At 70.6% G+C, this 13348-nt stretch carries 13 protein-coding genes; 6 read left to right on the forward strand and 7 right to left on the reverse strand.

Features of this window, described 5'->3' with window-relative positions; all coding sequences use genetic code 11:
• Positions 1-91: 91 nt before the first annotated feature.
• From RWN05_RS02065 to RWN05_RS02080, 4 genes are all read left to right on the forward strand, one after another.
• Positions 92-1015 (forward strand): ABC transporter ATP-binding protein, encoded by a 924-nt coding sequence (locus tag RWN05_RS02065; RefSeq protein WP_314138162.1) that lies wholly within the window; start codon positions 92-94, stop codon positions 1013-1015.
• On the forward strand, positions 1012-1872 hold the full coding sequence (locus RWN05_RS02070) for an ABC transporter permease (RefSeq protein WP_314138165.1): 861 nt from the start codon (positions 1012-1014) through the stop codon (positions 1870-1872). The genes RWN05_RS02065 and RWN05_RS02070 overlap by 4 nt, the downstream gene beginning before the upstream one ends.
• Before the next feature lie 86 nt (positions 1873-1958).
• Positions 1959-3233, forward strand: a complete 1275-nt coding sequence (locus RWN05_RS02075) for a sensor histidine kinase (protein WP_314138167.1) — start codon at positions 1959-1961, stop codon at positions 3231-3233.
• Complete coding sequence (locus tag RWN05_RS02080; protein WP_071261495.1) at positions 3230-3859, forward strand: response regulator transcription factor; 630 nt, start codon at positions 3230-3232, stop codon at positions 3857-3859. The genes RWN05_RS02075 and RWN05_RS02080 overlap by 4 nt, the downstream gene beginning before the upstream one ends.
• 101 nt (positions 3860-3960) lie before the next feature.
• Here RWN05_RS02080 and RWN05_RS02085 read toward each other — a convergent pair whose 3' ends face one another.
• From RWN05_RS02085 to RWN05_RS02100, 4 genes are all read right to left on the reverse strand, one after another.
• Positions 3961-4203 (reverse strand): hypothetical protein, encoded by a 243-nt coding sequence (locus RWN05_RS02085; RefSeq protein ID WP_314138171.1) that lies wholly within the window; start codon positions 4201-4203, stop codon positions 3961-3963.
• A 144-nt stretch (positions 4204-4347) separates the two neighbouring features.
• Positions 4348-4740 carry a YbjQ family protein gene (locus tag RWN05_RS02090; RefSeq protein ID WP_314138173.1) on the reverse strand — a complete coding sequence of 131 codons (393 nt, stop codon included), beginning with the start codon at positions 4738-4740 and terminating at the stop codon, positions 4348-4350.
• A gap of 5 nt (positions 4741-4745) precedes the next feature.
• Positions 4746-6032, reverse strand: coding sequence for an amidohydrolase (locus tag RWN05_RS02095; protein WP_314138175.1), 1287 nt, complete (start codon positions 6030-6032; stop codon positions 4746-4748).
• Between the two features lie 79 nt (positions 6033-6111).
• Positions 6112-7179 (reverse strand): LacI family DNA-binding transcriptional regulator, encoded by a 1068-nt coding sequence (locus tag RWN05_RS02100; RefSeq protein ID WP_314138177.1) that lies wholly within the window; start codon positions 7177-7179, stop codon positions 6112-6114.
• 114 nt (positions 7180-7293) lie between these two features.
• Here RWN05_RS02100 and RWN05_RS02105 point away from each other — a divergent pair, with 114 nt between their 5' ends.
• Positions 7294-8538 carry an MFS transporter gene (locus RWN05_RS02105; protein ID WP_314138179.1) on the forward strand — a complete coding sequence of 415 codons (1245 nt, stop codon included), beginning with the start codon at positions 7294-7296 and terminating at the stop codon, positions 8536-8538.
• 94 nt (positions 8539-8632) lie between these two features.
• Entirely contained in the window at positions 8633-9328 is a 696-nt protein-coding gene (nucS, locus tag RWN05_RS02110; protein WP_079003783.1) for an endonuclease NucS, read from the forward strand.
• 199 nt (positions 9329-9527) lie between these two features.
• Here the strand turns inward: nucS and RWN05_RS02115 are convergent, their stop codons facing one another.
• From RWN05_RS02115 to RWN05_RS02125, 3 genes are read right to left on the reverse strand one after another with little or no spacing between them, the layout of a single operon-like run.
• Positions 9528-10997: a GntP family permease gene (locus RWN05_RS02115; RefSeq protein WP_079000560.1), complete on the reverse strand. Its 1470-nt coding sequence runs from the start codon at positions 10995-10997 to the stop codon at positions 9528-9530.
• 38 nt (positions 10998-11035) lie between these two features.
• Complete coding sequence (locus RWN05_RS02120; protein ID WP_314138183.1) at positions 11036-12673, reverse strand: D-aminoacylase; 1638 nt, start codon at positions 12671-12673, stop codon at positions 11036-11038.
• Entirely contained in the window at positions 12670-13329 is a 660-nt protein-coding gene (locus tag RWN05_RS02125; RefSeq protein ID WP_079000558.1) for a bifunctional 4-hydroxy-2-oxoglutarate aldolase/2-dehydro-3-deoxy-phosphogluconate aldolase, read from the reverse strand. The genes RWN05_RS02120 and RWN05_RS02125 overlap by 4 nt, the downstream gene beginning before the upstream one ends.
• Positions 13330-13348 lie beyond the last annotated feature (19 nt).

A 13348-nucleotide genomic window follows, 5' to 3' on the forward strand; every position in this document is an offset into this window, starting at 1 on the left:
CCGTCCATGCCCGTATCAACCGATCGGTGGATACGAGGATCAGCCCCTCCACCGCTACCGGCGCGCGTCGCAGCGGACGAGCATGGTCACCATGAGCACACGACCGATCATCGAGGTCCGCGAGCTGCGCAAGCAGTACGGCGATTTCACCGCCGTCGACGGGGTCTCCTTCGACATCCACCCGGGCGAGACCTTCGCCCTGCTCGGCCCGAACGGTGCCGGGAAGAGCACCACGATCGAGATCCTCGAGGGCTACCGGCACCGGACGGGCGGCGAGGCGAGCGTCCTCGGTGTCGACCCGGCGAAGGGCGGTCTCGACTGGAAGGCCCGCCTCGGCATCGTCCTCCAGTCGAGCGCCGAGGCCGCCAACGTCACGGTGCGGGAGCAGCTCACACAGTTCGCCCGGTACTACGCGGACCCGCGGGACGTGGACGAGGTCATCGAGGCGGTCGGGCTCACGAGCAAGGCGGGCACGCGCATCGGCAAGCTCTCGGGCGGTCAGCGTCGCCGGGTCGACGTGGCCCTCGGGGTGGTCGGCCGCCCGGCCCTCCTCTTCCTCGACGAGCCGACGACCGGGTTCGACCCCGAGGCGCGTCGGCAGTTCTGGGACCTCATCCGCTCGCTCAAACGCGACGGCACGACCATCCTCCTCACCACCCACTACCTCGACGAAGCCGCCCAGCTCGCCGACCGCGTCGCCGTCATCGCGGCGGGTCGACTCGTGGAGATCGGCGCGGTCGACGAGATCGGCGGCGCCGAGGCCCGGATCCCAGTGGTGCGCTGGCGCGACGAGCACGGCCTCCGCGAGGAACGGACCGAGACTCCGGCTGCCCGCGTCGCCGCCCTCACCGCTGCCGCAGGTGGAGAACCGCGTGACCTGGAGGTCATCCGTCCGAGCCTCGAGGACATCTACCTCGGGCTCGTCCACGCGGCCGACGGCGCTGCGTCGTCGACCACCCCATCAGCAGCACCGTCACCGGCCACGCAGGTCACCACGACAGGAGTCGGCGCATGACCACCATCGACCGCACCACCGACGTACTCGTCCCGGCACTCCCCCGCGGACGCACCCTCCGGCTCGGAGCGAGCCGGATCGGCTACGAGACCCGCATCTACTTCCGCTCCGGCGACCAGGTGTTCTTCACCTTCCTCTTCCCCGTCGTGATGCTCGCGATCTTCTCGACCGCCTTCAGCGCGATGGGGAACGTGGGCGAGGCACCCGACGGCACCGGCGGGGTCAGCCAGGCCGCCTTCTACCTGCCCGGCATGATCGCCGCCGGCATCCTCCTCTCGGGCGTCCAGAACCTCGCGACCGACATCGCGACGGAGAAGAGCGACGGCACGCTCAAGCGTCTCGGCGGCAGCCCGCTCCCGGTGATCTCCTACTTCCTCGGGAAGATGGGGCAGGTCCTCGTCACCTCGGTGCTCCAGATCGCGCTGCTGCTCCTCGTCGCGCGGTTCCTGTTCGACGTCACCCTGCCGACCGAGCCCGAGCGGTGGCTCACCTTCGCCTGGGTCTACCTGCTCGGCATCGCCACGTCGGCGGTCCTCGGTATCGCCCTGTCGGCGCTCCCCCGCACGGGCAAGAGCGCGACGGCCGTCATCATCCCGATCGTGCTCGTGCTGCAGTTCATCTCTGGCGTCTACCTCTCGTTCACGATGCTCCCCGAGTGGCTGCAGAACGTCGCGAGTGTCTTCCCGCTCAAGTGGATCGCGCAGGGCATGCGCTGTGTCTTCCTGCCGGAGGGGTTCGCCTCGCAGGAGCCGTCCGGTGGCTGGGACCTCCCGACGGTCGCGCTCGTCCTCGTCGTCTGGGCGATCGTCGGCCTCGTCCTCACCCGACTCACCTTCCGCTGGGTCCGTCGCTCCTAGCCCGCGAACTGTCAGTTCCGGTGGGTGTACGCCACCGGAACCAGCAGGAAGTGACAGTTCGCGAGCAGGGATGGGAGGGTTGGGACATGGACGGACGACGGTGGTGGGATGTCGCGTTCGGCGCGGGGTGCGTGATCGTCGGCGCGCTCGTGAGCGTCAGCGCGGCCGGGGCATCGGAACGGGTCGTCGGCGTCTGGATCGTGCTGGCGGCACTCTGCCTTGTGTACTACACGGTCGGGCGACGCACCCTGGAGCGACCGCAGGGCGGACTCTGGTTCGCGATCACCCTCATCGCGCTCACCGCCGTCGGGACGGCGTTCTCCCCGAACGTCCTGACCCTGCAGTGCCTCGTGTTCCCGCTGCTGTGGGTGCTGACACCGAACACCCGGAACGCGATCACCCTCAACATCGCGAGCGCCGCGACCCTCGCCGTCGGCTTCATCGTCGGGCTGGGCGCCACCCCCGACGTGATCCTGCAGGGGCTCGCGATCCAGAGCGTCTCACTCGTCTTCGCGCTGTCCCTCGGTCTCTGGATCACCCGGATCGCCGAGCTCGGCGACGAGAAGGCACGACTCCTGGTCACTCTGCAGGCGGCCCAGGCCGAAACGGAACTGGCGAGCCGGGAAGCCGGAGCGGCCGCCGAACGGGAACGCATGGCGCGCGACATCCACGACACGATCGCGCAGAGCCTCACGAGCGTGGTGCTGCTCGCTCAACAGGCCCGCTCCGAGGTCGGCGCGACCGTCGCAGGCACGCCGGACGCCTCCCCGCTGGACGGTCGCCCGGTCGCCGCCCTCGACAGCATCGACCTCATCGAGAGCACAGCGCGCGACGCCCTCCGCGAGGCGAGGTCCCTCGTGGCCACGACGGCGGCGATGCCCGCTGCCGACACGACCCTCGGCGACAGCCTCCGACGCTTGGGCGAGCGGTTCGCCCGCGAGACCGGCGTGGCCGTCGACATCGACGCCCCGTCCGAACGGTTCGAGCGGGCACCCGAGGTCGTGCTGCTCCGGAGCGCCCAGGAGGGGCTCGCGAACATCCGGAAGCACGCCGCCGCCAACCGCGTCGAGCTGGTGCTCAGCGTCCACGACGGCTGGGCCGAACTGCGGATCACCGACGACGGCGTCGGGATCGCGGACCCGGACGGCGCGCTCCTCGGGACCAGCCCGGGCGCGGGCTTCGGGCTGCACGGCATGCACGACCGGGTGACGCTGCTCGGTGGGACGGTGGAACTCACGAGTGCCGCCGGAGCGGGGACGACGGTTCGGGTGCGAGTGCCGGTGACGATCGAAGCGGGCCCTTCGACGAGCTCAGCGACCGGGATTTCGACAAGCTCAGGGACCAGACAGGACACACGATGACACGGATCAGGATCGTCGTCGCGGACGACCACCCCATCGTGCGATCGGGCATCGTCGCACTGCTCGGGCGCGCGGACGACCTCGAGGTCGTGGCCGAGGTGGCGGACGGCGCGGCGGCGGTCGCGGCGGCTGAGGAGCACCGGCCGGACCTCGTGCTCATGGACCTGCGCATGCCGGTCCTCGGCGGCGCGGAGGCGACAGCTCGCATCGTGCAGCGCGTGCCAGGCGTCCGGGTGCTCGTCCTCACGACCTACGAGACCGACGACGACATCCTCGGCGCGATCGAGGCCGGAGCCGGCGGCTACCTGTTGAAGGCGGCGCCCGAGCAGGAGATCCTGGCCGGCATCCGTTCAGTGGTCGCCGGTCAGACGGTGCTCGCACCCACGATCGCGGCGACGCTCGTCGGCCGCATGCAGGGTGGGGCACCGACCCGCCCGCAGCTCAGCGCTCGCGAGCTCGAGGTCCTCGCGCTCGTCGCCGCCGGAAACAGCAACCGCGCGATCGCGGCAGCGCTCTTCATCTCGGAGTCGACGGTGAAGACGCACCTGCTGCACGTCTTCGAGAAGCTCGAGGTGGCCGACCGCACCCGGGCCGTCACCCGTGCCCAGGAGCTCCGCCTACTCTGAGCCGCACCGCACCGGCGCGAGCCACGGGGCGGGTCGGACGACTTCGACCTCGACCAGCTCGCGCTGCAAGGCCGACCGACGAAGGCCTCCGGCTCCGCGGCTCAGCTCGGCCAGTAGTAGGAGAACGCCCACTGCTTGTCGTAGGAACGCTGGTGGCATCCCGTGTAAATGCGAGCTCCGAGGCCCCGGTACTTGGCGGACATGGCCGAGCAGTCGGCCTTCACCGACCCGGTGATCTGGTACCAGACCTGCGGCGCGGCGCTCGCCGGCGTCGTTGCACCACCCACCACCAGTGCCGCGCCGAGGCCTACCGCGGCCAGGAACCTCGCCATTCGTCTGCGCATCAGATCCCCCGATCCTCCTTGCGGTGACCCCCTGTCGCCGCAGTGCAGCCACGCTAGCGCGCGGACACCACAGCCATCAACCACCGATTTCGCGAGCGGCGGGTGCGATCGATTCGCACCCGTCGTTCGCGACCGATCGTCGGACTAGACCTGACCCCGGGGCTTCGGGGCGTCGGGTTGTGCCGCCGCGTAGGCGGACTGGCCGGTCGCTCCGGGTTCGCCCGCGGGGATCGGGACGAGATAAGCCGCGGTGCCGTACGCCGTCAGCTGCGTCCACGCCCCGCCGATGTCGGTGGTCTCGAGGCGCATGGCGAGGACCGCGTTGGCGCCGCGCTGTTCGGCGTCGGCGACCAAGCGCCGCATGACCTCCTGACGGGACTCGAACAGCAGCGCGGTCATCCCCGGGACTTCTCCGCCGCCGAGCGCGGAGAAGCCGATCGACATGGAGGAGCCCCAGTCGCGAGCGCGCACCGTGAGGCCGATGACCTCGCCGAGGACGGCGTCGATGCGGTGACCGGCGACGGTGTCCGTCGTCACGACGATCACGCGGTCGCCACCGTTCCGGAGAGCCGCGACAGGGCGGCGAGCGAGAGGGCGGCGATGCCGGTGTCGAGCGTCGGGTGGATGAGCGGGGCGAACTTCGAGGAGTGATTGCCCGGGAGGTCTTGCTCCATGCGCCCCGACGCGTAGGCTGCGGCGAAGGCCTGCGGGTCGGCGCCGCCGAGGATCCAGTAGACGATTGGCGCGTCTGCGGCCGTCGCCAGCATGCCGACGTCCTCGCTGCCCGTGACCAGACCGGGGTCGACGACGCGGTTGGCGCCGAACGCGTCGGCGAACACCGCCGTCACCGCACCGGTCGCCGCGGGATCGTTCACGAGCACCGGGAAGGCCTCGGTGTGTTCGATCACCGGTTCCCGCTCGGCGCCCGACGCCGCGGCCTCGGCCCGGATGATGCGCTCCATGGAGCCGACGACGCGGTCACGCACGTGCGGCTCGTAGCTGCGGATGTTCACGCCGATCTGTGCCGTGTCGGGGATGATGTTGTTCTTGGTGCCGGCGTGCATGGTGCCGACGGTGAGCACCGCGGTGTCGGTCCCGGCGACCTCGCGGGACACGATGCTCTGCAGGCGGACGACCGCCGACGCCGCCATCACGATCGGGTCGATCGTCGACTGCGGGCGGGATCCATGCCCGCCGCGGCCGTGGAAGGTGACGCGGTAGGCGTCGGTCGCGGCGAACGACGGCCCGCCGTGCGTGCCGACGACACCGGCCGGCAGCGGACCGACGTGCTGGCCGAACACGATGTCGGGCTTCGGGACGCGTGCGTAGAGGTCGTCGTCGACCATCGCCTGCGCACCGCCACCGGCCTCCTCGGCCGGCTGGAACAGGACGACGAGCGTCCCGGACCAGGTGTCGCGCCGTGCGGCGAGCAGTTCGGCGGCGCCCAGCAGGCAGGTGACGTGGACGTCGTGGCCGCAGGCGTGCATGACCGCGACGTCGTTACCCTCCGGGTCGACCCCGCGTGCGACGCTCGCGTAATCGAGGCCCGTCTCCTCCAGGACGGGCAGGCCGTCCATGTCGGCCCGCAGCAGGACCGTCGGACCTTCGCCGTTCTCCAGGACGCCGACGACGCCGGTGCCGCCGATCCCCGTCGCGACCCCGTACCCGAGGCCGGTGATGCGATCCGCGACGAGGGCGGCGGTCCGGTGCTCCGCGAAGGAGAGCTCCGGATTGGCGTGGAGATCCTTGTAGACCGGGGCGAGAGACGCGGCGAGCGCCGCCGCCTCCTGCTGGACGAGTGCTGCGGTGGCGATGGGCTGGTCGGTCATGGGTCTCCTTCGAGCGTCGCCTCCACCCTACGGGGCGGGTCCGCCGCACGGCAGGATCTGTCGAAACCCCGGCGAGGCCTCAGCGCTGTGGAGCGGGGACCCGTGCCGTCGTCGCTCCGCGGTGGAACCGGACGCTGAACTGCTCGCACTCCGGATCGCGGCCGTCGAGCATGGCGATGATCGCACGGCCCGCGGCCGAACCCTTCTCGCGGGAGGGCTGCCACACCGTCGTGAGGTCGTAGTCGAGCCCCTCGACCCGGATGCCGTCGAACCCGACCACGCTGAGCTCCGCGGGGACGGAGATGCCGAGCTCCTCGGCTGCCCGGATGACACCGGCGGCCAGGAGGTCGCTCTGCGCGGCGATCGCCGTCGGGCGTTCATCCGCGGGCACGTCGAGGATCGAGTGTCCTGCGACGCGTCCCTCTTCGAGCGATGACCCCGTGGTGACGAACCCCTGCGCGTCGGGGAAGACGTCGCGGAGGCCCTGCAGGCGCTCGATCGCCGGGACCGTCGTGGCGGACCGCTCCCACTCGGGCGTGAGCGGGCCGCGGCGTTCGGTCGGATCGAGGTTGAGGGTGACGACGGCGACGCGCTCGTGGCCGAGGTCGGCGAGGTGCTGGGCCTCCGCACGCACGCCGCCGCGGTTGTCGACGGCGATGTCGGGCACGCCGAGGGCTGCGAGGCCCTCGATCGACACGATCGGCATCCCCCGTCGACTGAGGATCGCGACCGAGCTGTCGAGGTTGGGGCTGCAGCCGATGAGGACGACGCCGTCCATCGGCGCGTTGCTCAACTGCAGGGTGCCCTCCTGCGCGTCGTTCAGCAGGAGGAGTCCCGCGCCGACCGCACCGAGCTCGTCGGCGAGTCCGTCGAGGGTCTGGACCATCACGGGGTCGCGGAAGGAGTGCCCGATCCGGCCGGCGACGACGGCTCCCACGATGCCGCTGCGTCCCTGACGGAGGGAGCGGGCCCGGGGGTCGGGTCCGGCGTAGTCGAGGTCGGCGGCAGCCTGCAGCACGCGCTGCTTGGTCGCTTCGGACACGGGTCCGGCGCCGCTGAACGCGAGCGAGGCGGTCGACGGCGACACCCCCGCGCGCTCGGCGACATCGGCGAGCGTCGGTCGCGAGGGGCGTGTTTCCTGGTCCACGGTCTGCTAGCTTAGTCGACGGAATCGAATCGATTCGATAGCCTCCCGAGCCACGGGCTTCACCACCCGTTCCACACGGCGCCCAGGCGCACCAGCACCGAACCCGAGGACCACGTGTCAGAGCCGACCAACCCGCACACCGCCCCCGTCGCCCTGCGACCACGCCGCGAACTGCTCGCCTGGCGGAACGCGATCTTCGTGGTCTTCGCCCTCAGCGGCCTCAGCATCGCGACGTGGGTGGCCCGCATCCCCGCCATCCGCGACAACCTCGGACTCACCACCGGCACCGTCGGGCTGCTCATCCTCGGGATGTCGATCGGATCGGTCGTCGGCCTCGTCGCCTCCCAGCACCTCCTCGCGCGACTCGGACCGCGGCGAGGCATGCAGCTGGTGCTCGGGCTCGTCGCGACCGGACTGCTCCTCATCGGCGTCGGCGCGAGCCTCGTACCGCTCGCTGGGATCGTGCTGGTCGGGCTCATCGTCTTCGGCTTCGGAAACGGAGCCCTCGACGTGATGATGAACGTCGAGGGAGCCGCAGCCGAACAGGAACTCGGCAAGACGGTGATGCCGCTGATGCACGCGTGCTTCAGCTTCGGCACGGTCGCCGGAGCGGGGCTCGGCGCTCTGGCCTCGGCGATCGGCCTCGAGGTGTTCTGGCACGCGCTCATCATGGCGGTCGCCATCACCGTCGCGACCGTCGTCGCCGTACGCTTCGTCCCGGTCCAGCAGGACGTGGCCGCCGAGGCCGACGACGCACCGAAGACGCCGTGGCAGGAGCGTCTCCGCGAGAGCCTCTCGGTCTGGGCGGACGGCCGGCTCATCCTCATCGGCGTCATCATCCTCGGTATGGCGTTCGCCGAGGGCAGTGCCAACGACTGGCTCGCATTGGCCGTCGTCGACGGCCACGGGCAGAGCAACACGACCGGCGCGCTCGTCTACGGGGTCTTCGTCACCGCGATGACCGTCGGTCGCATCGTCGGCGGGCCCCTCATCGACCGGTTCGGACGGGTGCCGGTGCTCCGGGTGTCGGCTGGAGCCGCGATCGCCGGGCTCGTCCTGTTCATCCTGACGCCGGTGACCGGACTGATGATCCTCGGCACCGTGCTCTGGGGACTCGGCGCCTCGCTCGGGTTCCCGGTGGGCATGTCAGCCGCGGCCGACGACTCCAAGCGCGCCGCGGCACGGGTGAGTGCCGTCGCGATGATCGGCTACTGCGCGTTCCTCGTCGGTCCGCCGCTCATCGGCATCCTCGGCGACGCCATCGGTCTCCTGAACGCCCTGTTCGTCGTGCTCGTGCTCATCGTGTTCGCCGGCCTTGCCTCTCCGGCCGCCCGCGAGAGCAGCCGCCGCAAGCGCTGAGCCCGTTCGTTCGCCCATATTCGGGCGATTCGGGGTTCCGTCGCCCGAACATGGGCGAATGGACGTGCTGCGGTGTCGCGGTAGGCTCGTCGTCGTGCGTTTGGTGATTGCGGAGTGCTCGGTCGACTATGCCGGACGGTTGTCGGCTCACTTGCCGCTCGCCAAACGGCTCCTCATGGTGAAGAACGACGGCAGCCTGCTCGTCCACTCCGACGGCGGCTCCTACAAGCCGCTGAACTGGATGAGCCCGCCCTGCGTGCTCACGACGGTCGAGCCCGACGAGACGCAGGCCGCGGCCGGGATCACCGAGCTGTGGAAGGTCACGCACAAGAAGACCGGCGACGCCCTCATCGTGTCGATCCACGAGGTCCACCACGACAGCGCGCACGAACTCGGCCTTGATCCGGGCCTCCAGAAGGACGGCGTCGAAGCACACCTGCAGAAGCTCCTCGCCGAGCAGATCGAGCTCCTCGGCGACGGCTACCGACTCATCCGCCGCGAGTACATGACCGCGATCGGCCCGGTCGACATCCTCGCCACCGACGCGACCGGGGCGTCCGTCGCGGTCGAACTGAAGCGCCGCGGCGACATCGACGGCGTCGAGCAGCTCACCCGCTACCTCGAACTCATGAACCGCGACCCGCTCCTCGCTCCCGTGCAGGGCGTGTTCGCCGCACAGGAGATCAAGCCGCAGGCGCGCACCCTCGCCCAGGACCGCGGCATCCGCTGCGTCGTCCTCGACTACGACGCGATGCGCGGCCTCGACGACAGCGACTCCCGCCTCTTCTGACGTCGACTGAGTCCCTTTCTCAGAAGTCCTCCGGCGCGCCGGCTTCACCAGGCATCGACACGCCCGGACACTCCTGAGAAAGGCACCACCTACCGCTCAGCGACCTTTCTCAGGAGTCCTCCGGCGCGCCGGCTTCACCCGGCACCGACACGCCCGGACTCTCCTGAGAAAGGCACTGGACCGACGGTCACGACTCGGGCTAGACGAACAGCCAGATGAGGGCGACCATCCCGAAGCCGACGACCGAGAGGATCGTCTCGAGCACGGTCCAGGTCGCGAGCGTCTGCTTCACCGACATGTTGAAGTACTTCGCGATGATCCAGAACCCGCCGTCGTTGACGTGCGAGAGCGTGATCGAACCCGCGGCGATCGCGATGCCGATGAGCGCCAGCTGCGGCTGCGAGTAGTCACCCGCGAGCACGACCGGCTGCAGGATCCCCGCCGTGATCACGATGGCCGCGGTCGCCGAGCCCTGCGCGATGCGGAGGCCGGAACTGATGAGGTACGCGGACACGATGATCGGCAGGCCGAGCGAACCGAGCACCTCGGCCAACGCCGCGCCCACCCCCGTCGCCGAGATGACGGCGCCGAAGAACGCACCCGCACCGACGACGAGCAGGATCATGCCGATCGGTCGGAGCGACTGGCCGGAGAGCTCGCCCAGTTCGGCGAGCGTCATGCCGCGCCGCACCCCGAGCACGTAGTACGCGAGGCAGACGGCGATCGTGAGCGCGACCGCCGGGTTGCCGATGAGCGTCAACGCTTCGAGGACGGGTCCGTTCGGCAGGGCGAGGGCGCCGAAGGTGGCGGCGAGGATCAGCAGGATCGGCGTGATGATGATGAGACCGACGCTCCAGAGCGAGACGTCCTTGCGCTCGGGGGCGTCGTCCTCGGGCTCCAGGACGTACTCCTCGGGAACCGAGACCATGACGCGCTTCCCGATCCAGAGCGGCCAGGCGATGCCCGACGCGATGAAGGCGGGGATGCCGCAGAGGAAGCCCATGAGGATGAGCCAGCCGAGCCCGACCTCGAAGGTACCGGCGAGCGCCGTCGGGCCCGGGTGCGGCGGGAGGAACGCGTGCGTCATCGAGAGGCCGGCGAGCATCGGGAGCGCGTAGAGCACGAGCGACTTCCCGCCGCGACGCGCGGTGATGTAGACGAGGGGCGCGAGGACGAAGATGCCGACGTCGAAGAACACGGGGATACCGAAGATGAGACCGGTGAGCCCCATCGCGATCGGAGCACCGCGTTCCCCGAAGCGACCGAGCAGCTTCCGGATGAGGACGTCAGCACCACCGGAGCGCTCCAGGATCGCGCCGAGCACGGTGCCGAGACCGATGATGATCGTGATGTGCCCGAGGATCCCACCGAAGCCGGTCTCGAGGAGCGACGCCCCCGGCTTGATCTGCTCGTCGTCGAAGGGATCCGGCACGGCCACGCCGACGATCTGGTAGATGCTCGTCCCGGTCGCGAGAGCAAGGCCGATGCCGACGATGAAGAGCGAGATGAACGGTTCGAGCTTCACCCGGATGATGAGGAACAGCAGCACCGCGATGGCGACGGCACACAGGATGAGCAGGCCGGGCGTGGTCTGCTGCAACCAGCCGATGGGGTCGCTCGGTGCTGGAGCGGCGGCCGCGACGCTGCGCGCGAGGGCGTTGATGGGCATGGGAGACCTTCTGGATCGTTGGGAGGCTGGGGAAGCGGTCAGGCCGGGCGGCGGATCGAGCGGCCGGGGACGGCGTCGGTGCGCCGACCGTCGGCGATGACGGCGGCACCGTTCACGAACACCCACGGGATGCCGGCGGCCTGCTGCCGGGGCTCGGCGAACGTCGCGCGGTCGGCGATGGTCGTGAGGTCGAACAGGACGAGGTCGGCCACGGCTCCGACGCGGAGCACGCCGCGGTCGCTGAGGCCGAGGCGCGCAGCCGGCCGCGAGGTGAGGTGGGCGACGGCGTCTTCCAGCCCGAGCACCCCCTCTTCGCGGACGTAGTGGCCAAGGTAGCGCGGGAAGGTGCCCCAGGCACGCGGGTGTGGCTTCGCGCCGATCAGGATCCCGTCGCTCCCGCCCGTGTGGGCCGGGTGCACCATCATCGTGCGCACGTTGGCCTCGTCGCCGACGTGCTGGAGGATGCCGGTCGCGAGCCGGTCGGCTTCGAGCAGCGCGAAGAACAGGGCCGTCGGGTCGCCCGACCATGCGTGTCCCGCATCCTCGGCGGCGATGTCGGCGACGGTCCGCCCGACGAAGCCGGCGAGCTCGGGGTTCGCGACGCCGGAGATCTCGATCGTGGCCCAGTCGGTGACGACACCGTGACAGCCGTCGGTGCCGAGCACCTCGAGCTCGTATCGGATCCGCGCCCGGACCTCCTCGTCGCCCAGACGCTCGATCGTCGCGTCCGGCCCGCCGACCGCCGCCCAGCTCGGCAGCAACGCCGACAGGGTCGTCGAACCCGGCAGGTACGGATAGGTGTCGAGCGTGATGTCGACGCCGTCCGCGATGGCGGCGTCGATGAGGGCCACAAGTTCGGCGGCCCGGCCGGCGTTGACGCCGAAGTTCATCGTCGCGTGCGTGAGGTGCAGTGCGCAGCCGGAACGACGACTGATGTCGATCATCTCCGCGTATGCCTCGAGTGCACCCTTGCCGTACGAGCGCTGGTGCGGTGCGTAGAAGCCGCCGTGCTCCGCGACGGTTCGGCACAGCGCGACGAGTTCCTCGGTGTCGGCGAACATGCCGGGCACGTAGGTGAGGCCGGAGGACATCCCGACCGCGCCCTCCCGCATGCCGGCGGCGACGAGCTCCTGCATCCGAGCGATCTCGTCGGCGGTCGCAGCCCGGTTCTCGGTACCGACCACGAGCATCCGGACGGAGCCCTGCGGCACCAGGTAGGCGACGTTCAGCGCGGTCCCGCGGTCGACCCGGTCGAGGTACTCGCCGACGGTCCGCCAGGCGAAGTCGACGTCGTCGGGTTGCCCGTTCCAACCGGCGATCTGCTGCCGGACGATCGACATCGTGCGGTCGTCCGTCGGGGCGTAGGAGAGCCCGTCCTGTCCGAGGACCTCCGTGGTGACGCCCTGCGAGACCTTGGCGAGGTGCTCGTGGTCGCGGAGGACCGCGAGGTCGGAGTGTGCGTGCATGTCGATGAAGCCGGGCGATGCGACGAGACCGTCGGCGTCGATGATCAGGGCGTCAGCAGGTGCGTCGGCCTCGGCGGACGCCCCGATCGCGACGATGCGGCCCCCGTCGATGCGGAGCGACCCATGCACGCTCGGTCCGCCGGTGCCGTCGACGATGCGAGCGCCGCGGATGACCACCGCGCGCGCTCCGTCCGTCGGTCGCGACGTCACGGCAGGAGGGCCGCCGCGGTGAAGGCGGTCGCACGCTCGGTGACGCCGGCCCAATCGGCCGCGGCGACGTCGGCCGCACCGACCACACTCGAACCCGCGGTCACGGCGGCTGCGCCGGCCTGGATGTACTCGCGGGCGTTGCCGGCGTGCAGTCCGCCCGACGGCACGAGCCGGAGACCCGGGAACGGACCCTTGAGGTCTTTGAGGAAGCCGGACCCCATGGCGGCGGCCGGGAAGATCTTCACCGCGTGGGAACCGAGGGACGCGGCGCGCATGACCTCGCTCGGCGTCATCGCACCGAGCAGGAACGGGATGCCGGCGGCGGTGGCGACCTCGGCCACCTCCTCGCTCAGCCCGGGCGTGACCAGGAACTGCGCTCCGCTGTCGATGGCGCGCTGTGCGGTGTCGCGGTCCACGACCGTCCCCGCGCCGATCACGGCCCCGTGGTCGCCGATCGCGTCGGCCGCGGCACGGATCAGGGCTTCGACGCCCGGCGTCGTGAAGGTGAACTCCACACTGCGGATCCCGCCCGCGGCGAGCGCCCGGCAGAGTTCGACCGGGTCGGGGATGACGGGCACGCGGACGACGGCGATGGCGCGGTCGGCGTACAGGGCGTCGAGGGCGTGCGGCGTGGTGGGAGGGGTCTCGAGCGTCATGCGGGGCTCCTGTTCGGTT

The organism is uncultured Plantibacter sp. (assembly GCF_963518075.1).
GTDB classification, from domain to species: Bacteria; Actinomycetota; Actinomycetes; order Actinomycetales; family Microbacteriaceae; genus Plantibacter; species Plantibacter flavus_A.